Origin of the sequence: Melissococcus plutonius ATCC 35311, assembly GCF_000270185.1 — a bacterium.
GTDB classification, from domain to species: Bacteria; Bacillota; Bacilli; order Lactobacillales; family Enterococcaceae; genus Melissococcus; species Melissococcus plutonius.
Genome location: NC_015516.1, coordinates 295,001 through 318,585, shown reverse-complemented (window position 1 = coordinate 318,585; position 23,585 = coordinate 295,001). Strand labels below are relative to the sequence as shown.

15 protein-coding genes, 8 tRNA genes and 2 rRNA genes (1 of these 25 cut by a window edge) are annotated in these 23,585 nt (G+C 34.8%); all 25 read right to left on the bottom strand.

Annotated elements, in window-relative coordinates; translation table 11 throughout:
* Positions 1–9: 9 nt before the first annotated feature.
* On the bottom strand, positions 10–702 hold the full coding sequence (rnc, locus tag MPTP_RS01405) for a ribonuclease III (RefSeq protein ID WP_013773225.1): 693 nt from the start codon (positions 700–702) through the stop codon (positions 10–12).
* Between the two features lie 316 nt (positions 703–1,018).
* Positions 1,019–2,032, bottom strand: coding sequence for a Holliday junction branch migration DNA helicase RuvB (gene ruvB / locus MPTP_RS01400; RefSeq protein ID WP_013773224.1), 1,014 nt, complete (start codon positions 2,030–2,032; stop codon positions 1,019–1,021).
* A gap of 117 nt (positions 2,033–2,149) precedes the next feature.
* On the bottom strand, positions 2,150–2,755 hold the full coding sequence (gene ruvA / locus MPTP_RS01395; RefSeq protein WP_013773223.1) for a Holliday junction branch migration protein RuvA: 606 nt from the start codon (positions 2,753–2,755) through the stop codon (positions 2,150–2,152).
* Between the two features lie 522 nt (positions 2,756–3,277).
* The gene (msrB, locus tag MPTP_RS01390) at positions 3,278–3,718 is read right to left on the bottom strand and encodes a peptide-methionine (R)-S-oxide reductase MsrB (RefSeq protein ID WP_013773222.1); all 441 of its coding nucleotides are present in this window, start codon (positions 3,716–3,718) and stop codon (positions 3,278–3,280) included.
* Positions 3,719–3,930: 212 nt separating this feature from the next.
* Entirely contained in the window at positions 3,931–6,138 is a 2,208-nt protein-coding gene (gene mutL / locus MPTP_RS01385) for a DNA mismatch repair endonuclease MutL (protein WP_013773221.1), read from the bottom strand.
* A gap of 26 nt (positions 6,139–6,164) precedes the next feature.
* Positions 6,165–8,753 carry a DNA mismatch repair protein MutS gene (mutS, locus tag MPTP_RS01380; RefSeq protein ID WP_013773220.1) on the bottom strand — a complete coding sequence of 863 codons (2,589 nt, stop codon included), beginning with the start codon at positions 8,751–8,753 and terminating at the stop codon, positions 6,165–6,167.
* A complete protein-coding gene (locus tag MPTP_RS01375; protein ID WP_013773219.1) occupies positions 8,753–9,124 on the bottom strand; it encodes a YlbF/YmcA family competence regulator in 372 nt (123 codons plus the stop codon). The genes mutS and MPTP_RS01375 overlap by 1 nt, the downstream gene beginning before the upstream one ends.
* 148 nt (positions 9,125–9,272) lie before the next feature.
* A complete protein-coding gene (locus MPTP_RS01370; RefSeq protein WP_013773218.1) occupies positions 9,273–10,052 on the bottom strand; it encodes a TIGR00282 family metallophosphoesterase in 780 nt (259 codons plus the stop codon).
* A gap of 484 nt (positions 10,053–10,536) precedes the next feature.
* Positions 10,537–12,093: a ribonuclease Y gene (gene rny, locus MPTP_RS01365; protein ID WP_013773217.1), complete on the bottom strand. Its 1,557-nt coding sequence runs from the start codon at positions 12,091–12,093 to the stop codon at positions 10,537–10,539.
* 367 nt (positions 12,094–12,460) lie between these two features.
* Entirely contained in the window at positions 12,461–13,549 is a 1,089-nt protein-coding gene (gene recA / locus MPTP_RS01360) for a recombinase RecA (RefSeq protein WP_013773216.1), read from the bottom strand.
* Positions 13,550–13,663: 114 nt separating this feature from the next.
* The gene (locus MPTP_RS01355; RefSeq protein WP_013773215.1) at positions 13,664–14,908 is read right to left on the bottom strand and encodes a competence/damage-inducible protein A; all 1,245 of its coding nucleotides are present in this window, start codon (positions 14,906–14,908) and stop codon (positions 13,664–13,666) included.
* A gap of 200 nt (positions 14,909–15,108) precedes the next feature.
* Positions 15,109–16,350, bottom strand: coding sequence for a peptidase U32 family protein (locus tag MPTP_RS01350; RefSeq protein ID WP_013773214.1), 1,242 nt, complete (start codon positions 16,348–16,350; stop codon positions 15,109–15,111).
* A gap of 15 nt (positions 16,351–16,365) precedes the next feature.
* Positions 16,366–17,286 (bottom strand): peptidase U32 family protein, encoded by a 921-nt coding sequence (locus MPTP_RS01345; RefSeq protein ID WP_013773213.1) that lies wholly within the window; start codon positions 17,284–17,286, stop codon positions 16,366–16,368.
* A 247-nt stretch (positions 17,287–17,533) separates the two neighbouring features.
* Positions 17,534–20,023 carry an ATP-dependent Clp protease ATP-binding subunit gene (locus MPTP_RS01340; protein WP_013773212.1) on the bottom strand — a complete coding sequence of 830 codons (2,490 nt, stop codon included), beginning with the start codon at positions 20,021–20,023 and terminating at the stop codon, positions 17,534–17,536.
* A gap of 4 nt (positions 20,024–20,027) precedes the next feature.
* Positions 20,028–20,495 (bottom strand): CtsR family transcriptional regulator, encoded by a 468-nt coding sequence (locus MPTP_RS01335; protein WP_013773211.1) that lies wholly within the window; start codon positions 20,493–20,495, stop codon positions 20,028–20,030.
* 120 nt (positions 20,496–20,615) lie between these two features.
* A tRNA-Pro gene (locus tag MPTP_RS01330) sits at positions 20,616–20,689 on the bottom strand.
* Positions 20,690–20,728: 39 nt separating this feature from the next.
* A tRNA-Arg gene (locus MPTP_RS01325) sits at positions 20,729–20,802 on the bottom strand.
* A 5-nt stretch (positions 20,803–20,807) separates the two neighbouring features.
* Positions 20,808–20,893 (bottom strand) — tRNA-Leu (locus tag MPTP_RS01320).
* 20 nt (positions 20,894–20,913) lie between these two features.
* Positions 20,914–20,985: transfer RNA gene (locus MPTP_RS01315), tRNA-Gly, on the bottom strand.
* A gap of 9 nt (positions 20,986–20,994) precedes the next feature.
* Positions 20,995–21,067, bottom strand: a tRNA-Thr gene (locus MPTP_RS01310).
* Positions 21,068–21,076: 9 nt separating this feature from the next.
* Positions 21,077–21,158: transfer RNA gene (locus MPTP_RS01305), tRNA-Leu, on the bottom strand.
* Positions 21,159–21,170: 12 nt separating this feature from the next.
* A tRNA-Lys gene (locus tag MPTP_RS01300) sits at positions 21,171–21,243 on the bottom strand.
* A gap of 12 nt (positions 21,244–21,255) precedes the next feature.
* Positions 21,256–21,328 (bottom strand) — tRNA-Val (locus MPTP_RS01295).
* A gap of 8 nt (positions 21,329–21,336) precedes the next feature.
* Positions 21,337–21,452: ribosomal RNA gene (rrf, locus tag MPTP_RS01290) — 5S ribosomal RNA — on the bottom strand.
* Between the two features lie 76 nt (positions 21,453–21,528).
* Positions 21,529–23,585: ribosomal RNA gene (locus MPTP_RS01285) — 23S ribosomal RNA — on the bottom strand; it runs 848 nt beyond the window's last position.

Genomic DNA, 23,585 nt, shown 5'->3' with positions numbered 1-23,585 from the left:
CCTTCCAGCTCATTGAAGAATTTCTTTTAATGCACGCTCTGCTGCATCTTGCTCTGCCAATTTTTTAGATCTTCCATGGCCTCTACCAATCAATTTTTCATCTGCATAAATCTCTGTATAAAAAATACGGTCATGGGCAGGCCCTTTTTCATCTACCAATCTATAATCAATATTGACATCTCCCTTATGCTGAAGAACTTCTTGTAAGTGTGTCTTATGATCAACTTCATGAGAAAAATTTCCTTCTTCAATTTTTGGAAAAATAATCTCTGAAATAAAATATTTTACAGTTTCGATTCCCTGATCTAAATATAAAGCTCCTAAAAAAGCTTCAAACAAATCACAAAGCAATGCAGAACGCTCACGTCCACCAGAATTTTCTTCACCATTGCCCAATAGAATATATTGATCAAATTGACATTCCTTTGCAAATTTGGCTAAACTATCTTCCCGAACAATTGCTGCTCGCATTTTTGTTAATTTACCTTCTGGTAAATTTTGATATTTTTGATAAAGATACTGAGAAATAATTAATTCTAATACAGCATCACCTAAAAATTCTATGCGTTCATTATCTGATAATTTTAAATAACGGTGTTCATTGACATAGGAAGAATGGGTAAATGCCTGTTCTAATAAATTGACATCATGGAAAACAATGCCGTAACGTTCTTTTAATTCTTTAGTTAACCGATCGTCCATGGTTCACATTCCCTTTTAATTTATTTACAATCTCTTTTATTATACTTTTTTTTACTTTCTTTTTAAATGGCTAGTCTAAAATTAACAGTAAACTTAAGAAGTCTATCAATTAACGATGAATAACTATTAAAAATTCTTTTGTCAAACAACTTGAAAATATTCTATACTCGACTGAATAGAACATCCTTATTTCTTAAAAAATCGTGAAGTAGATTTTATAAAACAAACTAAATAGGAAATAAAGATTTTAATTCATTTCGTTTTACTGATTAAATTTTATTACTTTCTACATCCTCGAGTTTTCTAATAATGAATTTTACTCTTTTTGATTGTATGTATGGTAACCAAGGTGTTCATAAGCAAGTGTCGTAGCAATCCTTCCTCTTGGCGTTCGCTTAATAAATCCTTTTTGAATTAAAAAAGGTTCATACATATCTTCAACTGTCTCAGTTTCCTCACCAATATTTACGGAAATCGTGCTTAGTCCAACTGGTCCTCCTCCATATAATTCAATCATTGTTTTTAAAAGTTTTTGATCTATATAATCTAATCCTTGATGATCTACCTGTAAAAGAGTGAGAGCTTTATCGGCGATATCTTTTGTCACTACTCCATTTGATTGAACTTGTGCAAAATCTCTAACTCTTTTTAATAACCGATTCGCAATTCTAGGTGTTCCTCTAGAACGACGAGCAATTTCACAAGCACCTTCATCCATGATTTCTGTTTGAAAAATATCTGAAGATCGTATAACAATTTCTTTCAAGTCTTCCACAGTATAATACTCCATGTGAGAAATAATGCCAAAACGATCACGTAAAGGTGCAGAAAGCATGCCCGCTCGTGTCGTTGCACCAATAAGTGTAAATGGTGGTAAAGAAAAATGTACTGGATGAGCTGTAGTACCTTGACCAACCATAATATCCACATAAAAATCTTCCATCGCAGAGTAAAGCATCTCTTCTACCGTTCTTGGTAATCGATGAATTTCATCAATAAACAAGACATCACCAGGAGTCAATTCATTTAAAATAGCAACAAGGTCGCCAGGACGTTCAATCGCTGGACCACTTGTGGTTCGCATTCCTACATCCATTTCATTGGCAGTTACCATTGCTAGAGTAGTTTTGCCTAACCCAGGTGGTCCATAAAGTAAAGTATGATCTAATACTTCTTTTCGATTACAAGCTGCTTTAATATAAATTGTTAATTCTTGTTTGACTTTTTCCTGTCCAATATATTGAGTTAGAAATTTAGGCCTAAGGGATTTTTCGAGTATTTCATCTTGTTGGTTACTTTTAGCTGTCATTAATCGTTCTTCTTCTGACATTTATTATTCCCCCTTTCTCTATTAAATACAGACTTTTCACCTAGTTATTTTTAAAAAATTTACTTTTATTATAAATTTCTATTCTTTCTTCATCTGTTAAAAAAGTAATTTCATAAATTATTTCATAATTAACTTTAATGCTTGACTTAAATATTGATCCGTTGATTGTGAATCCATACTTTTCAAGTCAGGCGTAATTCGTTTGATTTCTCTATCATTATATCCTAAGGCACACAAAGCTTCTAATGCTTCATTTAATGCTTGGTTTGTTTTAACTTTTGGCTGATTTGTCATTGCCTTTACAGCTGTTGGTGTCATTTCTAATTCATCTAATTTTCCTTTTAAATCTAAAACCATTTGTTGTGCTGTTTTTTTACCCACACCAGGAAATTTTGTTAAATAACTTGCATTTTCATCTGCAATAGCATTGATTAACCCCCCGTGATCTTCCAAAGCCAAAATTGCTAAAGCACTTTTGGGCCCAATACCTGATACGCCAATTAGCTTTAAAAAAAGTTGTTTCTCTTCCATTTCCCTAAATCCATAGAGCAATTGTGCATCTTCTCGAATTACCTGATGCAAATAAATTTTTACCTTTTTTTCTAATTTTCCAGAATAATGATAAGGATTGCTCACTAGGATTTGGTACCCAATGCCATTGGTTTCTATAACAAGATAATAAGGATTGATAAAAGTAATGGTACCAATAATATATTCAAACATAAATTTATTTTCACCCTTCTAATAATATACGTACATATGTTTCTATTTTAGCATACATTCATCGTAGTCAATAGTTGCATTTTTTGATAAAACAAACAAATAAAGAAGAAAACAATAATTTTAGTTAATTCTTCTTATTATGTATTCTATTGAACACTAATCGATATCTTATAAAACTTATTATATCACTGATGACTGCCATGCCTTATTGATATAAACAGAATGAATTAATATGCGCAAGATTGGAGCTTTATTTGTCTTAGTATTTTCTAATTTTATTTTCTTTATATTAAGCTAGTCATATTAAATAGATTTTTGTTTGCTAGTCTAACAAGAATTTGAATTTATATTTCTTAATTAGACAATAAATATTCCTAGCATTTTTATACTAAATAGCATAAAACTAAAACAAATATCACTGTTTAATCAAAAAACCAAAATAATTTTTAATTAAAAATTACTTTGGCTAATTATTTTATCATTCAATGGATTAACGAGTAAAAAATTAAATGTTTTGTGCCTTTACTTAAATAATGAGAGATATTCACCATAGCCTTCTTTTTCTAGGTCTTTTACAGGTACAAATCGTAATGCCGCTGAATTTATGCAATAGCGTAAGCCGCCCTGATCAACTGGACCATCTGTAAATACATGACCTAAATGAGAATCAGCTTCCTTACTACGCACTTCTACACGATGTATGCCTAATGAGCGGTCTGTCTTTTCTGTAATATCTTTTCTTTCAATCGGTTTTGTAAATGATGGCCAACCACAACCAGCATCATATTTATCTAATGAACTAAAAAGTGGTTCACCATTTACAATATCTACATAAATACCATCATCATAAAAATTATCATATTGACCAGTAAATGGTGGTTCAGTACCATTTTCTTGTGTGACTGAGTAACTCATTGGATCAAGTTTATTCTTTAAATCATCCCTATTTTTATCATTTTTCATAGTTATCCCTCCTTATCCATATCATAACGAGTATAACGAGATAATTCGAGTGATTCGCCTTTATTTCCTTTATAGATGCATTATTACTAAATAGCTAACTCATTAAAGCTAGAGTGACACACAAAAATCTGTAGATTAACAAAACTTTGAATATTCATTATTCTTAAATTAAATTTATGATTTGTTCGTCTATTCATTATTAGTTAGCTAAATTAATGTGGATCTTGAATTCGTTTGAACATCTTTTCCATATCTGAATTTGTAAAATGGACTAAAACAGGACGTCCATGTGGACAATTAAATGGATTTTCACAGGTAGCAAGTTTTTCTAATAAACTACGTGCTTGTTTTTCATTTAAAAAATGATTTGCCTTTATTGCTTGCTTGCAACTCATCATGATAGCTGTTTCTTCACGAAATTTTTTTACACTGATGTTACCGGTCGTCAAAAGAATATCAATCATCTCACGAATAATACTTTCTTCTTCTCCAGATGGATACCAAGTTGGATGGGAACGAACAATAAAGCTATTCTGATCAAAATCTTCTAGATAAATGCCGACATCCTTTAATTTGTCTTTCTTTTCTTTAATTTTTAAGACATCCGTATTTGGATAGTCAATAATTAATGGAACTAATAGTTCTTGTAAATCATCTGTTACTTCACCGATTTTTTCGCGAAAATATTCATAGTTAATTCGTTCCTGAGCCGCATGTTGATCAAGAATGTACAACCCATCGGAACCTTGAGCAAAAAGATAGGTTCCATGCATTTGACCAAAATATTCTAAATCTGGAAACCGATTCTTTTGATTCAATGTTTCTGTTGTTTCTTGTTCAGTATGTATGGTCTTTATCGAGTTTTTATTATTTATATTTCCTAAATGGGTGGCATGTTTCTCAGAAAAATAATTTTCATCCATTGATTCGTCAACAGTAATTGTCATTGTCTCATCTGCAAATAATTCATTTGTTGAAATGGTTTCAGTCTTTTGTAAATCTTGATTTTTTGATAATAGGGCAAATTCATTCTTTGTCTCATTTGATTGTAGTTCTTCTTTTTTATCCTCATTATTCCCTGATAATGTTAAGTGGCTAGATTTAATTTTATTCGTTAAAGGAATTTCATTCTTTAATAAATTTGCTATATTTTTGCCTTCATTATTTTCACCAGATGGTTTGGCTGTTATTTTTTTTGCTTGTTCAATCTTTTCTTTAAACGTTCCTGTTGGATAGGTACCTGGTTTTTCACCTACATAGAAATTGCCAGTTTCTTTGTTGTAATGAATTATGTCTGATTTTTTGGAGCTAGGAAGTGAGGAATTTTTTGCTTGTTCTTTTTCAAAAGATGACAAATTTAGTTGTTCAACTTTATCTGGTTTTTCAATTTTCTTTTTAAATGTAAGATTTTCAACTGCATTTGGAATAAGTTGTTCTTGACTTAAAGCTTCATGAATTGCTTGATGAACCAGTTGTACCAATTCTTTTTCTTTACTTAATCGCACTTCTTGCTTGGTTGGATGCACATTGACATCAATCAATAAGGGATCTATGCTAATTTCCAAAATAGCAATTGGATATCTACCAACCATTAGCTTAGAACCGTATCCTTCAAGAATTGCTTTACTTAGAATAAAATTTTTAATATAACGACCATTAACTATAATCGATAGATAATTACGACTTGCCCTAGTAACTTCTGGCAAAGAAATATAACCTGTTAACGAAAAATCTAAGTCTTTTGCTTGAATAGTAATCATCTTTTTCGCTATGCTTACCCCATAAATACCTGCAATGGTTTGTTTCAACTCACCTTTACCAGTGGTGTGCATCATCTTATTTCCATCATGAGTGAGGCTAAAAGCAATACTTGGATGGCTCAATGCTAAACGATTTACAATATCTCCAATGCTTGCTAGTTCTGTTTGTATTGTTTTTACGTATTTCAAACGTGCAGGAGTATTGAAAAATAGATTTGAAACAACAATTTTTGTTCCTTTTCTTAAAGTTGAGGAACGATGTTCCATTATCTTACCACCTTTTAAATAAATAAAACTTCCCTCTGTCTCATTGGATACAGCCGTCTCAAGAGTAACTTCAGAAACCGAAGAAATACTTGGCAAAGCTTCTCCTCGAAATCCAAGACTGCGAATTCGAAATAAATCATCTCTTGTATGAATCTTACTAGTAGCATGACGCTTAAATGCATTAGGTACATCGTCCTTAGCAATTCCCTCGCCATTATCAACGACTTGAATCTTTTTTAATCCAGCTTCTTCAATCAAAATATCAATTTGTGTACCGCCAGCATCAATAGCATTTTCCATTAACTCTTTCACCACGGAGGCAGGGCGTTCAACTACCTCACCAGCAGCAATTTGATTTGCCAATTGTTCAGATAATTCCTGAATTTTTCCCATTTTTATCCTCCTTTTAGGGATAATTTTTAAACTTTCTTTTGTAAATCATGCAATGTATTTAAGGCATCCATTGGTGTCATTTCTAATAAATTTATCCTTTTTAATGTATCTATAATACTTGAAACATTTGGAGATAGTTCTTCAAATAAAGATACCTGTCCATTTTCTTCTTGAATAATATGTTTCGATGTTTCAACTATAGGAATACTAGTATCCAGCTTAGTAAGATTGTTTTCAGATTCCAATGAAGACAGAACAACCGTAGCTCTTTCAAGCAATCCATTGGGTAGACCAGCAATTTTTGCAACATGAATACCATAACTTTTATCTGCTGGACCTTCCATTATTTTATGCAAAAAAATGACTTCATTATTCTTTTCAATAGCACCCACATGAACATTCTTTAAATCAGGAAGCGACTGATCTAGTATAGTCAATTCATGATAATGCGTTGAAAATAAGGTTTTTGCTCGAACATTTTGATGTATATATTCAATAATGGCTTGGGCTAACGCCATTCCATCATAAGTAGCTGTTCCTCTACCTAATTCATCAAACAAAATTAAACTATTTGGCGTAGCATGACGAAGTGCTTGGTTTGCTTCCATCATTTCCACCATAAATGTACTTTGACCAGCAATTAAATCATCGGATGCACCAATTCGAGTAAATATTTGATCAAAAATTGGTAAAATTGCTGATTCTGCTGGTACAAAACAACCAATTTGAGCCATAATTACTGTTAAAGCCAATTGACGCATATAGGTGCTTTTACCTGACATATTAGGACCTGTGATTAATAAGGTTGTTGTTGCTGAATCCATCTCAATATTGTTTGGAATATATTCTTGGTATCCTAATACTTTTTCAACAACAGGGTGTCGTCCTTCAACAATACTTAGCGATTTTCCATAATTTTTTAATTCTGGACAAACATAATGATATTTTTCACTGACCGTTGCGAAAGCCTGTAAGACATCTAAATTACTAATTGTTTTAGCTAAATACTGTAAATACTCAATATTCTCTTTTATTTGTTCGCGTACTTTTAAGAACAATTGATATTCTAAATCAACAGATTTTTCTTCAGCCTCCAAAATCAAATGCTCAATTTGTTTTAATTGTGGTGTAACAAAGCGTTCAGCATTCGCTAACGTTTGTTTTCTTTCATACCTATCTATATTTAAGTTTCCTAGATTTGCTTTAGTAATTTCAATGTAATAACCAAAAACTCGATTAAACCCGACTTTTAAGTTTTTAATACCCGTCCCCATACGTTCTTTTGCTTCAAGCTCTGCTAACCATTGCTTTCCATGACGCATAGCATCACGATATTCATCCAATTGTTCATCATAGCCATCTTTTATTACGTTTCCTTCAGTAATTTGAAGAGGCGACTCTTCATTAATCGCCATACAGATTAACTCAACCAATTCATCCATTGGTGTTAAATCGACTAACAGGTCCTTCCATTCTCCATGATCGATACCAATAATCAATTGTTGGATAGCAGGAACTTGTTCTAAAGATGTCTTTAATTGAATTAAATCTCGACCATTTACATTTCCAAAAGCTACTCGTCCTGCTAAGCGTTCTAGGTCATAAACGCTTGTTAATGCTGTTTGTAAATCCATTCGTTCAAAATAAGCATCCAATAAGGATTGGACCATTTCCTGTCTCTTTTTAATCTGCTCTTCTTGGATTAATGGCCGATCTAGCCATTGTTTTAATAGACGTCCACCCATAGCTGTTTTGGTTTCATCTAACAACCAGAGTAGTGTTCCTTTTTTTTGACCCGTTCGTATAGATTGTGTTAATTCTAAGTTAAATTTAGAATAAGAATCTAATTTTAAATAATGATCTGGCTGGTATTCTACAGCTCTTTGTATATGTGCCAAACTACGTTTTTGTGTTATGGCTAGGTAGGTTAGTAATTTACCAGTGACCTCTATTTCTATTTCATTTGTTAATTCACTTGTTAGAAAGCTGAATTCAGCATTTTCTTCTGCATTTTCTTGTTTGGAAAAAACAATGTTTAATCGATTCTTTAGAATGGTATACAAAGAGTCTGAGAGTGTATTGCCTATAACCATCTCTTTCGTTTGTAAGGCAGAAGCCTCGTTAATTACGCTCTCTTCATCCATAAGAATTGTTGTTTTCAACTCACCAGTACTTAAATCTACATAGGCAAGACCAAAATTAGTGCCTTTAGAAATAAGAGCTGTTAGATAATTATTAGACTTGGCATCTATTGTTTTAGTATTCATTGCTGTACCTGGGGTAATCAATTGAACTACCTCTCTTTTTACCATGCCCTTAACAGCTTTTGGATCTTCAACTTGTTCACAAATTGCTACTTTATATCCTTTTTCAATAAGTATATCAATGTAATTTTGTGCAGCATGGTAAGGAATTCCACACATTGGAATAGGTTCATCAGCATTTTTATTACGACTTGTTAAGGTCAACTCCAATAGTTGTGCCGCTTGAGTCGCATCATCATAGAACATTTCATAAAAATCTCCTAGGCGATAAAAAAGGAAAGCATCTGAATATTGTTCCTTAATCGTTAGGTATTGTTCCATCATTGGTGTATTTTTTGTTTTTTGCGGCATCATAGACCTTCTTTCTCAATTTCTTCATTTATTTGAGATTGTATCATTTCAGTTATATATTGCAATAGTTCATTTGCCTCACTTAAAGCTTGACGATACGCAATAACTAATGGTTGTTCATTAAATTCTTTTGTTAACCGATCTGCTTGACAGATTGCTTCTTGCTCAGCATTCGGTTTATCATAATGGGCAAATTGAACAGCTTCCTTTTGAGCTGTTTTGATTTTTCCTGTCAATTCAGCTAATTTTTTATTTGCTTGTACTTTTTTTTCAAGCATTTTATATCGCTGGATGATATCATGCTCTTCAATAAGAGAAAGAAGTTGATTTAATTCTATTTGAATTGATTCATCTATTTCAAAATTTTCCATTTACTTCACCTATCTATTTTAATTAAGCCAACTGTCTTATGAAACGACTAAAAACTAAGAAAAATATATTCTAAGTCAAAGATGAAAAAAGTTAATCTCAAACATTGCAAGAGATCAACTTTTAAATTTATTCACGAAAAGGATTATCCTACGTAATTAAAATAGTTTCTATATTGAGTGCCTTGCCTGTATGATCATCTACATCAATGATACAACCAGATAAAATACCACGCCCTGTCTCAATTACCTCAAAGCGTTGAGGTAAAGCAGTTAGAAACTTTTCAAGAACGGGTTCTTTTTTCATCCCCAATATTCCATCATAGGGACCAGTCATTCCTACATCACTTAAATAAGCAGTACCCCCAGGCAGAATTCGTTTATCATTTGTTTGCACATGCGTATGTGTTCCAATAACTGCAGCAACCTGTCCATCTAGAAACCATCCCATTGCTTGTTTTTCACTCGTTGTTTCCCCATGAAAATCAATAAAAATAAGCGGTGTTCTTTTCTTTGCTTCTTCAATAAGTTCTTTTGCTGTAGAAAATGGATCAATAAGATCTGCTGTCATAAATGTTCTTGCCTGTAAATTAATAACTGCCAATTCATATTGATTCACCTGAACAAAAACCATGCCTTTTCCAGGTGTTCCTGTTGGGAAATTTGCTGGTCGAACCATCTTTTTCGCATCATTAATAAATTCAAAAACGTCTCTATTGTCCCAAGTATGGTTTCCTAATGTAACAACATCTACACCATCTTGCAAAAATTTTTTATAAATTTTACTTGTAATACCTCTGCCTGCAGCAGCATTTTCACCGTTTACGATTGTTACCTGTGGATGAAACTTTTTCTTTAATTTTGGCAAATTACTAGCTAAAAAATTTCTTCCAAGTGAACCAACAACATCTCCTATAAATAATATACGCAAACAACTTCCTCTTCTCTTTTTCATCTGCTATTATTATAGTGTTTTTTTCTAATAAAAGAAAGTTTTCCATCAAATAAAAGGATGCAAACTATATTACTTCTTTATACTCATTCGTCTATTTAACTAATTCATTGTTTATATACTGAAATATTAGTTTATTCATAAATCATTCATTTATAGATGTCTTTTTTATTTCATAGTTTGTATTAATTGGAAAGAGATAATTTTTCTATTTTTTAACATAAATACATAATTACAAAAGAATATAGAAAAACCATACTTATGATATACTCATAAATATATTTTTTGCTGTTGCTAATTAGTTACACATAGAAGACAATAAGAAAAAGATAAAAAGTAGATAAATTTAATCAATACTTATTTTTACCAAAATACTATACAATTAAGAATTGATCTTTTTGAAAAAATTTTACTTAATTTTAAATAAGCAAAAAGGTGTGCATTTTACTTCACACCTTTTTGCTTATTTTGCGTAATCGACTGCACGTATTTCTCGGATAACGACTACTTTAATATTTCCAGGATAATCTAAATCATCCTCAATTTTTTTACGAATATTTCTCACTAAACGAATCGATTCAAGATCAGAAATTTCATCTGGTTTTACCATTACACGTACTTCTCTACCTGCCTGAACAGCAAAACTAGACTCAACACCAGCAAAGCTATTAGAAATATTTTCTAAATTCTCTAAACGTTTAATATAGTTTTCTAAAGATTCACTTCTCGCTCCAGGTCTTGCTGCAGATAAGGCATCTGCCGCAGCGACAAGAACAGAAATAACAGAAGTGGCTTCAACATCACCATGATGTGAAGCAATGGCATTAATGACCACTGGATTTTCTTTGTATTTTTCAGCTAGTTCTACACCAATTTCAACATGAGAACCTTCAATTTCATGATCTAATGCTTTTCCTATGTCATGCATTAAACCCGCTCGTTTTGCTAGTTGAATATCTTCGCCTAACTCAGCAGCTAAAAGTCCAGCTAAATTTGCTACTTCAATAGAATGATCTAAAACATTCTGTCCATAACTTGTTCTAAAATGCAAACGGCCTATAATCTTAATTAAATCTGGATGCATGGTATGCGCGCCTAATTCAAAAACAGCTTGCTCACCATACTCTCTAATCCTTTCATCCATTTCTTTTCTGGATTTTTCGACTATTTCTTCAATACGAGCTGGATGGATACGACCATCTTGGATTAATTTTTCCAAGGTCATGCGAGCAATTTCTCTTCTAATTGGGTCAAAGCCAGATAATACAACAGCCTCAGGTGTATCATCAATGATCAAATCGATACCTGTTAGTGTTTCTAATGTTCGAATATTTCGACCTTCACGGCCAATAATTCGACCTTTCATTTCATCATTTGGCAAAGCTACAACTGAAACAGTTGCCTCTGATACCGTATCTGCACCACAACGTTGGATTGCTAAAGAGAGTATATTCTTAGCTTTTCGATCCGCTTCTTCTTTTGCACGTTGCTCTGATTCCTTTATCATAACTGCTAGTTCATGATGTAATTCTTCTTCTGTTGTTTTTAAAATCGTATTTCTTGCTTCATCTTTTGATAATGAAGCAATATGCTCTAATTTTTTCTGTTGTTCATCAAGTAAACTTTCTACCTCATATTCTCGCTCCTCAATCAATTTCTGTCTAACACCAATGTTCTTTTCTTTTTCTTCCAGTGAGTATTCACGTTTTTCTAAAGAATCGTCTTTTCTATTCATTGTCTGTTCTCTTTGTAGTAAACGATTTTCTTGAAATTTTAGTTCTATTTTGTTTTCTTTTAACTCACTTTCGATTTCTGAACGATATTTCTGGTTTTCTTCCTTAGCTTCTAGCAACGCTTCTTTCTTTAAAGTTTCCGCTTCTTTTCTGGCATGTTTAAGAATTCCAGCTGCCGAGTTTTCTGCATTATCTATTGCCTTTTCATGACGAGATTTTGCGATGATAAACCCCAAACCAAGACCGACAATCAAACCGACGATAGCGAGGAGAATTATTGAAGTCATTATTCCACCTCCGTACTATCTATTACTGTTTTAATTTATTGTATTTATGTAGTTTTTTGATAAACTGAATTTAATTATCAATATGCCTACTTGCATATGTGTATTTGCACACAACTTTATTCTAATGTTTGTAGGGTAGTGTGTCAACTTAAAAAAGCCCTTTCCAACTATGAGAAACGTTTTAAAAAATCACAAAATAAACAAATTAAATAGCAATATTTCAGTTTTTTCAAATATATAGTAAAATAAAAAGCCATAACAAGCTAAAAAAAATTTGTCAGATTTTTCATAGCTTTTATTATGACTTAATTGAAATATACAACGATTAATCAATTTATAAATAAATTGTTTTTAGTATTTTTTAATATTATTCATCCAATGGGAGAGCTTCTTGTGCATCTGTTTTATCCGTAATATTGCCTGTTTCTTCTTTATTTGTTTTGGTTGAAGCATCTGTATCTGCATCTGTCTCAATACCAAAGGCCTTACGCACCTTTTTAGAAATTTCTTCCACCATCTCAGGATGTTCTATCATATAATTCTTAACATTTTCTCTTCCTTGACCAATTCGTTCTTCATTGTAACTATACCATGCGCCACTTTTATCAATAATATCTTGTTCGACAGCCATATCTAAAAGTTCACCTTCTTGTGAAATTCCTTGGCCATACATAATATCTACTTCAGCTACTTTAAATGGTGGAGCTACCTTGTTTTTAACCACTTTAATCTTTGTACGATTACCGACAATATCAGTTCCTTGTTTTAATTGTTCAGCACGACGTACTTCCAAACGAACTGTTGCATAAAATTTTAACGCACGACCGCCAGGTGTTGTTTCTGGATTCCCAAACATTACGCCTACCTTCTCGCGAATTTGGTTAATAAAAATAGCAATTGTTTTTGTTTTACTAATTGAACCGGAGAGTTTACGTAGTGCTTGTGACATTAATCTAGCTTGCAATCCTACATGACTGGCGCCCATTTCTCCATCAATTTCAGCACGTGGGACAAGTGCAGCCACAGAGTCAACGACAACTATGTCAATTGCACCACTAGATACCAAAGCATCCGCAATTTCTAAGCCTTGCTCTCCAGTATCTGGCTGTGATAGTAATAATTCATCAATATTAACACCTAATTTTTGGGCATATTGTGGATCAAGAGCATGTTCAGCATCAATAAAGGCAGCAGTTCCACCTTGTTTTTGTATTTCAGCGATAGCATTAAGAGAGACGGTTGTCTTACCAGAACTTTCAGGTCCGTAGATTTCAACGATTCTTCCTCTAGGATAGCCACCAACACCTAAAGCTACATCCAAAGCTAAAGAGCCACTAGGAACAGTAGCAACTTGCTGATCAGCCTTCTCTCCTAATTTCATAATAGAACCCTTACCAAAGTTCTTTTCAATTTTTTTTAATGCAGCATCTAAAGCTGTTTTGCGATCATCTGCCAATCGATAATCCTCCTTTGATCTATATAAAATCAATAATAATTTATTAACTATTAGCTATATCATAACTTTTCTAACTTGAAAAATCAAGGTAAATACGAACAAATATTCGCTTTCTTATTCTTTATTTAAAACTATCTGGCGAATAAGCGCTAAGCCTTGCATAACAGCATGTTGACGAACACTATTACGATCACCGTTAAACTGAAATGACCTAGCAAATGCTGTTTGGTTTTTCTGTGAAAATCCAATCCAAACTGTTCCAGCAGGTTTTCCTTCCAATGTTTTCTCAGCTACACCTGTAAATGAAATTGCATAATCAGTATTTGCTAATTGACGTGCGTGTTCTGCCATTTTTATGGCACAAATTTCACTAACTGTTCCATCATTTTCCAAGAGTTCTTTGGGAATATTTAAAAAATTTTCTTTGGTTTCTTCTGTATAAACAACAAATCCACCCTTAAAAATTTGAGATATACCACTAATTTCACCTAATGTACTTTGAAATAATCCTGACGTTAAACTTTCAGCCGCTGTTATTGTTTTTTGTTTTTCTTTTAATAAATGAGCAACTACCTTTGCTAAACTATTATTTTCTCCATAACCGTAAAAGTAACTCCCAACTTTTTCCATAATTTGTTTTTCTAATGAAAGCAGCATTTTATTACTTGTCTTTTCATCTGTTGCCTTTGCAGTCAAGCGTAAGGTTACTTCATTTGTTTTTGCATAAGGTGCAATGGTCGGATTTGTTTGCTGATCAATCAGTTCCTTCAATTCTGTAACTAATTGTGATTCCCCGATACCATAAAAACGTAAAACTTTGGAAAATAGTTGTTCTCTTTGAGGAAAAAGCTTTTCCAATAGAGGTCTAGCAAATTGTTGAAACATTGGCTGTAATTCATTTGGTGGTCCTGGCAATAATAAATAGTTCGTTTTATCATTCTCTATTAATGTACCTACAGCCAGCCCTGTTTGATTTTGTAATGTATAACCATCCTTAATTGTCAAAATTTGTCGTAAATTATTCTTTGTCATTTTTCTTTTAGACAGTTCAAAAAAATGCTGGAGATTTCTTAGTCCATCTTGATCTTCAATTAAAGATTTATGAAGATAGTTTGCAATTGTTTCTTTTGTTAAATCATCTTCTGTTGGTCCTAATCCACCACATAGAATAATCAAATCGCTACGTTTTTGTGCAATCTTTAAAAGCTGTGTCAATCGTTGTGCATTGTCACCAACAACTGTCTGGTAATATACCTCAATGCCTAAGGAAGCTAGTTCCTCTGATAAAAAGGTTGCATTTGTATTCACTATTTGGCCGAGTAAAATTTCTGTTCCTACTGCTATAATTTCTGCTTTCATGTTACTAGCTCCTTCCAAATAATATACGCATAATTCCTATGTTTTATTTTAGCATAATAAAACTTTATTAAAGATATTATGCTATAAGAATTTTTCATAATTTTAAATTATTTCATTAAAAATAAGACTGGAAAGGTACCTTTCCAGTCTTTGCTTTTTCACAAATTAAAAATTAATAATTCACTAATTAGTATTAATACTTATTTTTCCTTTCGAATCATATCACCTATAAAAACTTCGTGTTCAACAGGCATTGTTAAAATCATCATTGGATTAGGTGCTCGATCAATTAATTCTCCATCTTCATTGTACATGACAGTTACCGTTTGACTAAAATGTCTGAAGCCAGGTCCATAAAATTCAATTTTATCTCCTATACAAAAATGATTTCTTTGGCGAATGGTTGCTATTTTAGTTGTTTTATCATAAGCCATGACTTCACCAATAAATTTATATTCGGGAATTTTTCTTCTTGAACCAAAAAGTTGATCATCTTCTGTAGGTATATGATAATAAAAACCGGTGGATAGCTCTCTTTGAGCGACCTTCCAGAGTTCATCAATCCATTCTTGTTTACATTCATAATGGCTAGGATCTGAAATATAGGCGTCTATGGCAGTTTTATATACATTAGAAGCAGTTGAAACATAGTGAATCGATTTCATACGACCTTCAATTTTGAAACTGTCGATACCATTCTCAATTAACTCAGGAATATGTTGAATCATTGACATATCTACTGCACTCATTGAAAATTCTTCATTTGTATCATTATTTTCAATTAAACTATGTCGTTCATTCGTTCCAAATGGTATATCAAATAAATCATATTTCCAACGACAAGATTGTGAACAACCACCACGATTAGCATCTCGCATTGACATATGATTTGATAATATACACCGACCCGAATAGGAAATGCACATAGCACCATGAATAAATGCTTCTATTTCTATATCTGTATGTTCACGAATTTCTTTAATTTCTGTCATGGAAACTTCTCGGCCCAATACAACTCGTTCTAATCCTTCTTTTTTCCAAAATTCTAATGTTTCATAGTTTGTTGCTGATGCCTGTGTTGATAAATGAATAGGTAATCCAGGTGCGCTATTCGCACATACTTCAATCAGTGCAGGATCTGAAATAATAACTGCAGAAACACCAATGTTTTGTACTTCACGAAAAAAGTCCTCTGCACCTGATTGATTTCCTTCATGGGTAACCATGTTTGCTGCTACATAGACTTTTGCATCATGTTGCTTAGCAAAAGCTACTCCCTCAGCCATTTCTTCTGATGAAAAATTGCCAGCACGACTTCGTAAACTATATGCATTGCCACCAATATACACTGCATCAGCACCATAATGAATAGCTGTTTTTAATTTTTCTAACGTGCCAGCTGGTGCTAATACTTCTGGACGTTTAATTTGCTGATGAATCATCTTCTCACCTCTTTATTATTTAATTTCACCAGGATCTATATCAAAGAAACCTAAATCTAACCCTCGATTATTTGGATGTAATTGATTTATCTGTTCAACTGCTAATTGTGCTTCTAGTTGTGTCCAATTTTTATTTATTATTTTTTCCCTAGCTTGCACAAAAAGACTTGCAATAGACACAAAATTTTCTCCTGGTGTATAGATACCATCTAATTTCCAATGTGTATAATTAGAAGAAATTAGTTGATCTAACCTTCCCATTAAATTAATATCATTATTTGAAAAAATGTGGGTCCCATTACTGTCTTCATAAATAGAATAATGTGTATTTTCTTTTCTAGGTTCAGAAATAAATAACTCTCTCTCTTTATCTTTCAACTCATTAATTTTAGTAAAATTATAATAATTTTGTAAAAGTGGACGTTTAGAATGATGAATACAAGTAGCACCATATACCAAAATTTCTACAGGAATAGTTAATTTAGGAGAAATAGCTACCAATTCTTTATAAGGGACTTCCCTAGCTAAAACGGCACCAATGGCACCACGTTTTCCCCAAAAATTTATTTGTCTAGCATTAGTCACCAATGTAGCACCATCATAGATATAAGGAATTTTTATTTCATCTCTTTGCATGATAAAAATAACACCCGGATCACCAACTGTAAGCTGATCAACTTGAATATTTTGCAAAAATTCTAAATATTCAGAAATGTTTTTCATTTTGTCTGGATGCATAATTCCGTTAATAGCAACTGTCACTTTTTTTCCAGCAGTATGAGCTTGTTTCACAATATTTTCTTGTTCTAAACGAGAAAAAGAAGTAGGTAACCGTAATCCATATGTTTCTTCTCCTATGTATAATGTATCTATACCAACTTCTAATAATTTTTCTGCTTGTTCAACGGATTCAGCTGTTGCAATTAATTCGATCATAGTTTACCTCCCTTATAACTGTTTTATAGTATCATAGGTTGTCAAACTTTCCAAGTAGCGATAGTCATTTAAAAATTAGGCTAATAAGGTCTTAATTCGTTGTTTTTATTAATATATGAGTAGGAAATAAACGAAATGATTAAAATAATCATTTATCAAAATAAAAAGCATAGGATATACTCCCATGCTTCATAAACAAGTGTAATCTTACTAAATTGTTCCTAAAATTAAATAAAAATATTATAAATTAGGTTGTTTGAAAAACCTTTTCAGAAGTCGATTTATGAATAGTCATTGTAATTTTTCCTTTACTAGCTCCAATTGTGATTTTATCGCCTAAATGAACTTGTCCTGATAAAAGTGCCTCACTTAATCGATCTTCTATTTCTTTTTGTAAAGCTCTTCGGATTGGTCGTGCACCATATTCCTTATCAAAACCAGCATTACCAATTACATCAATTGCTGAAGGGGTTATTTTAATATGAATATCTTGTTCTTTCATACGTTGAATAATGGATAAGCTCATGATTTTTACAATTTCATGTATTTCTTCTTTGTTTAATGAATGGAAAACAATTGTTTCGTCAATTCGATTTAAAAATTCTGGTTTACAGGTCTTTTTTAGCTCATCTAAGATACGTTTTTGCATTGCAAGATGATCTCTACTTAAATCTTTTACATTAAATCCTACATTTTTTTCATCCCGAAGAGCAGTTGCACCAATATTTGAAGTCATAATTACAATAGTATTTCTAAAGTCTATCTTTCTGCCTTTTGAATCTGTTAGATGCCCATCATCTAACACTTGAAGAAGCATATTAAATACATCGGTATGTGCTTTTTCAATTTCATCTAATAAAACAACTGAATAAGGTTTTTGTCTAATTTTTTCTGTTAATTGGCCACCTTCTTCATAACCAACATAACCTGGAGGTGATCCGACTAAACGACTCGTATTGTATCTTTCCATAAATTCAGACATATCGACACGAATAAGAGCATCTTCACTACCAAACATTGCTTCAGCCAATGCTTTGGCTAACTCTGTTTTTCCTACACCAGTCGGACCTAAAAACATAAAAGAACCAATTGGTCGTTTAGGATCTTTTAAGCCACTTCTAGCTCGGCGAATAGCTTTTGAAACAGCTTTTACTGCTTCATTTTGTCCAACAACTCTCTTATGCAAAATAGACTCTAATTCTAATAATCGTTCACTTTCTTTTTTCTCTAATTGCTGCAAAGGAATTCCTGTCCACTGGGAAACAACTATTGTAACATCCTCTTCTGTTACCTGATTGCTATAACTTGTTGTGTCCATTGTTTCCATCAAAAAAGCATCATCAAGTTCTTTTAGAAGGTTCTTTTCTTTTTTATGCAATTGGGCCGCTTTTTCAAAATCAATCTCTTGAATTGCCGCCTCTTTTTCATCAACGATTTGTACGATTTTTTCTTGTAATTTTTGTGTTTTAGATGTTTCATTTGTCTTATCCAAACGAACTTTTGCTGCTGATTCGTCCATTAAATCAATTGCTTTATCAGGTAATTGTCGATCATTAATGTAACGTACTGATAGTTGAATAGCTGCATGTAAAGCCGCATCTGTAATTCGTACACCATGATGATTTTCATAACGAGGACATAATCTCTTTAAAATTTGTTCAGCTTCCTCTGTAGTTGGTTCATCTACCTGAATACGTGCAAATCGTCTTTCCAATGCTGCATCTTTTTCAATATATTTTTGATATTCATCTAAAGTAGTTGCACCAATAGTTTGCAATTCACCACGAGCTAGAGCTGGTTTTAAAATATTTGAAGCGTCAATTGCTCCTTCAGCACCCCCAGCACCAATCAATGTATGCAATTCGTCAATAAATAAAATCACTTGTCCATCATGATAAATTTCATCAATGACTTTCTTTAACCGATCTTCAAATTCACCACGATATTTAGTACCCGCTACTAAGGCCCCCATATCCAACATCATTAATCGCTTATCCTGCATATCTCTAGGAACTTCACCATTAACAATTTGCTGTGCTAATCCTTCTGCAATAGCGGTTTTCCCGACTCCAGGTTCACCTACCAAAACAGGGTTGTTTTTTGTTTTTCTACTTAATATTTGAATTAATCGTCTGACTTCCTTTGATCTGCCTATTACAGGATCCAGTTTATTTTCATTTGCTAATTTAGTTAAATCTCTGGCCAAAGAATCCAATATAGGCGTTCCCTTTGTTGCCTTTCTTTGTCCTAATTGAGTGTTGCGACGATTTGCAGCATTATTTAATTGTTCATCTGTAACACCCATTTTTTTTAATAGTAATTGACGTATCTTTGATAAACTTAAATCCAAATTTAATAAAATTCTAGCAGCAAGAATATCTTCATCTCTAAGGAGCCCTAATAAAATATGTTCTGTACCAATGTGGGTGGATCCAAGACGCTTAGCTTCTTCACCAGCATAAGCAAAGATTTGTTTTACACGTGGAGAATAAGGCAGATAGGTTTCATCAGAATAATTATCTACTATGCCATATCCTGTTAAATGTTCAATTTCATCTTTTAATTCTATTTTATCTGTATTTAACTGACGAAGTACCTTCCCAGCAATACCATTTGTTTCAGTTACTAGAGCTAATAACAGATGTTCAGAACTAACAAATTTTTGTTTAAAGTATTTAACTTCATTTTGAGTAATTGCAAGGACATTTTTTGCACTTTCTGTAAATAATTCATCCATATCTCTATTCCTCCTCATAACTCAATCTCTCTAAAAATGAACACATCAGTTGTGCTCTAATTTTCTCTTCATCTTTTTGGAAATTCTCTAAAACAGATCTGCTTAAAACGGAAAATATCAAGTTCCCTTCTCGTTTTGTTACTATATTTTCTTCATATAGTTTCTGTATAACAATTAAAGCATCCTTTTCTGTTAAATACTCTCCAACTAGTTGCCTTAATTGTTTTAAATACTGATGATTATCCGTAATTTGTATTTTGGCAATCCGAATGTATCCACCTCCACCCCGTTTACTTTCTACAGCATAACCTCTTTGAATTGTAAAACGAGTGTTAATTACATAATTAATTTGAGAAGGTACACAATTAAATAGATGGGCCATTTCTGCTCGCCTAATTTCAATTTTATTGCTTTCTTTTAATATCTTTTTTAGATATGCTTCAATTAAATCTGAAGTATTTTGATTACTCATCGTATTCATCCTTTTTCCTTGACTAATACTGACCATAATTATACCGAACTTTACCTATTTAATAAAGAAGTATGCCTAAATAAAAAAGAAGAAGTAATAAACTTCTTCTTTAAACTAAGATCGGGAAGACAGGATTCGAACCTGCGACCCCTTGGTCCCAAACCAAGTGCTCTACCAAGCTGAGCTACTTCTCGGAATTATGTAAGATTTTATTTATATATATAAAAAAACTACGCGCCCAAGAGGAGTCGAACCCCTAACCTTTTGATCCGTAGTCAAACACTCTATCCAGTTGAGCTATGGGCGCATCTATGCCGAGGACCGGAATCGAACCGGTACGGTGATCACTCACCGCAGGATTTTAAGTCCTGTGCGTCTGCCAGTTCCGCCACCCCGGCGTTTTGTTGCTCTTTCCTAAAGCGGAAAACGGGGTTCGAACCCGCGACCCCCACCTTGGCAAGGTGGTGCTCTACCACTGAGCTATTTCCGCATCCTTCGATGCCGGCTAAAGGACTTGAACCCTCGACCCTCTGATTACAAATCAGATGCTCTACCAACTGAGCTAAGCCGGCCTCTTTATATACGGGTGAAGGGACTTGAACCCCCACGCCTTGCGGCGCTAGATCCTAAATCTAGTGCGTCTGCCAATTCCGCCACACCCGCATGTCTTCCTGATGAGCCGTACAGGGCTCGAACCTGTGACCCTCTGATTAAAAGTCAGATGCTCTACCAACTGAGCTAACGGCTCGCTTCTTCTTAATGGAGGTTAACGGGTTCGAACCGCTGACCCCCTGCTTGTAAGGCAGGTGCTCTCCCAGCTGAGCTAAACCTCCAATGACTTGCGTGGCAACGTCCTACTCTCACAAAGGGAATCCCTTCACTACAATCGGCGCTAAAAAGCTTAACTTCTGTGTTCGACATGGGAACAGGTGTATCCTTCTCGCTATCGTCACCACACGGGTCTTTCTTCTTTGAATGAACATGTTGCTCACTCAAAACTGGATTTGAAGTCAATCACTACCGTCTACCTTTTTTGGTTAAGTCCTCGACCGATTAGTATCAGTCCGCTCCAACCATCACTGGCCTTCCACTCCTGACCTATCTACCTGATCATCTCTCAGGGGTCTTACTTTCTTAAAGAAATGGGAAATCTCATCTTGAGGTGGGCTTCACACTTAGATGCTTTCAGCGTTTATCCCTTCCCTACATAGCTACCCAGCTGTGCCCTTGGCAGAACAACTGGTACACCAGCGGTAAGTCCATCCCGGTCCTCTCGTACTAAGGACAGCTCCTCTCAAATTTCCTACGCCCGCGACGGATAGGGACCGAACTGTCTCACGACGTTCTGAACCCAGCTCGCGTGCCGCTTTAATGGGCGAACAGCCCAACCCTTGGGACCGACTACAGCCCCAGGATGCGACGAGCCGACATCGAGGTGCCAAACCTCCCCGTCGATGTGGACTCTTGGGGGAGATAAGCCTGTTATCCCCAGGGTAGCTTTTATCCGTTGAGCGATGGCCCTTCCATGCGGAACCACCGGATCACTAAGCCCGACTTTCGTCCCTGCTCGACTTGTCTGTCTCGCAGTCAAGCTCCCTTCTGCCTTTGCACTCTTCGAATGATTTCCAACCATTCTGAGGGAACCTTTGGGCGCCTCCGTTACCTTTTAGGAGGCGACCGCCCCAGTCAAACTGCCCATCTGACACTGTCTCCTAGCCTGTTTCAAGGCTACGGGTTAGAGTGTTCATAACACAAGGGTAGTATCCCACCAGCGCCTCCACCGAAACTAGCGTCCCGGTCTCTTCGGCTCCTACCTATCCTGTACATGTGGTACAAACACGCAATATCAAACTACAGTAAAGCTCCATGGGGTCTTTCCGTCCTGTCGCGGGTAACCTGCATCTTCACAGGTACTAAAATTTCACCGAGTCTCTCGTTGAGACAGTGCCCAAATCGTTACGCCTTTCGTGCGGGTCGGAACTTACCCGACAAGGAATTTCGCTACCTTAGGACCGTTATAGTTACGGCCGCCGTTTACTGGGGCTTCAATTCGGAGCTTCGCCGAAGCTAACCCTTCCTCTTAACCTTCCAGCACCGGGCAGGCGTCAGCCCCTATACGTCATCTTTCGATTTTGCAGAGACCTGTGTTTTTGATAAACAGTCGCTTGGGCCTATTCACTGCGGCTGACTAATATCAGCACCCCTTCTCCCGAAGTTACGGGGTCATTTTGCCGAGTTCCTTAACGAAAGTTCACTCGCTCACCTTAGGATGCTCTCCTCGACTACCTGTGTCGGTTTGCGGTACGGGCCGTTGGTCTCTCACTAGAAGCTTTTCTTGACAGTGTGACGTCAGGAACTTCGGTACTTATATTTCCCTCCCCATCACAACTCATCCTTACAGAGTAAAGCATTTTACTCTACTCAAGACTCATTGCTTGGACATACCATCCAATCGTATGCTTTCCTTAGCCTCCTGTGTCCCTCCATTGCTCAAACAATTCCAACGGGTACAGGAATATCAACCTGTTGTCCATCGCCTACGCCTGTCGGCCTCAGCTTAGGTCCCGACTAACCCTGGGCGGACGAGCCTTCCCCAGGAAACCTTAGTCTTTCGGTGGACAGGATTCTCACCTGTCTTTCGCTACTCATACCGGCATTCTCACTTCTAAGCGCTCCAGTAGTCCTCACGATCTACCTTCTTCGCCCTTAGAACGCTCTCCTACCATCACTTTCGTGATCCACAGCTTCGGTAGTATGTTTAGCCCCGGTACATTTTCGGCGCAGGGTCACTCGACTAGTGAGCTATTACGCACTCTTTAAATGATGGCTGCTTCTGAGCCAACATCCTAGTTGTCTGTGCACCCCCACCTCCTTTTCCACTTAACATACATTTTGGGACCTTAGCTGGTGGTCTGGGCTGTTTCCCTTTCGACTACGGATCTTATCACTCGCAGTCTGACTCCCGGCTATAAATCATGGCATTCGGAGTTTATCTGGATTCGGTAACCCGAGAAGGACCCCTCGTCCAAACAGTGCTCTACCTCCATGATTCTTCTGCCGAGGCTAGCCCTAAAGCTATTTCGGAGAGAA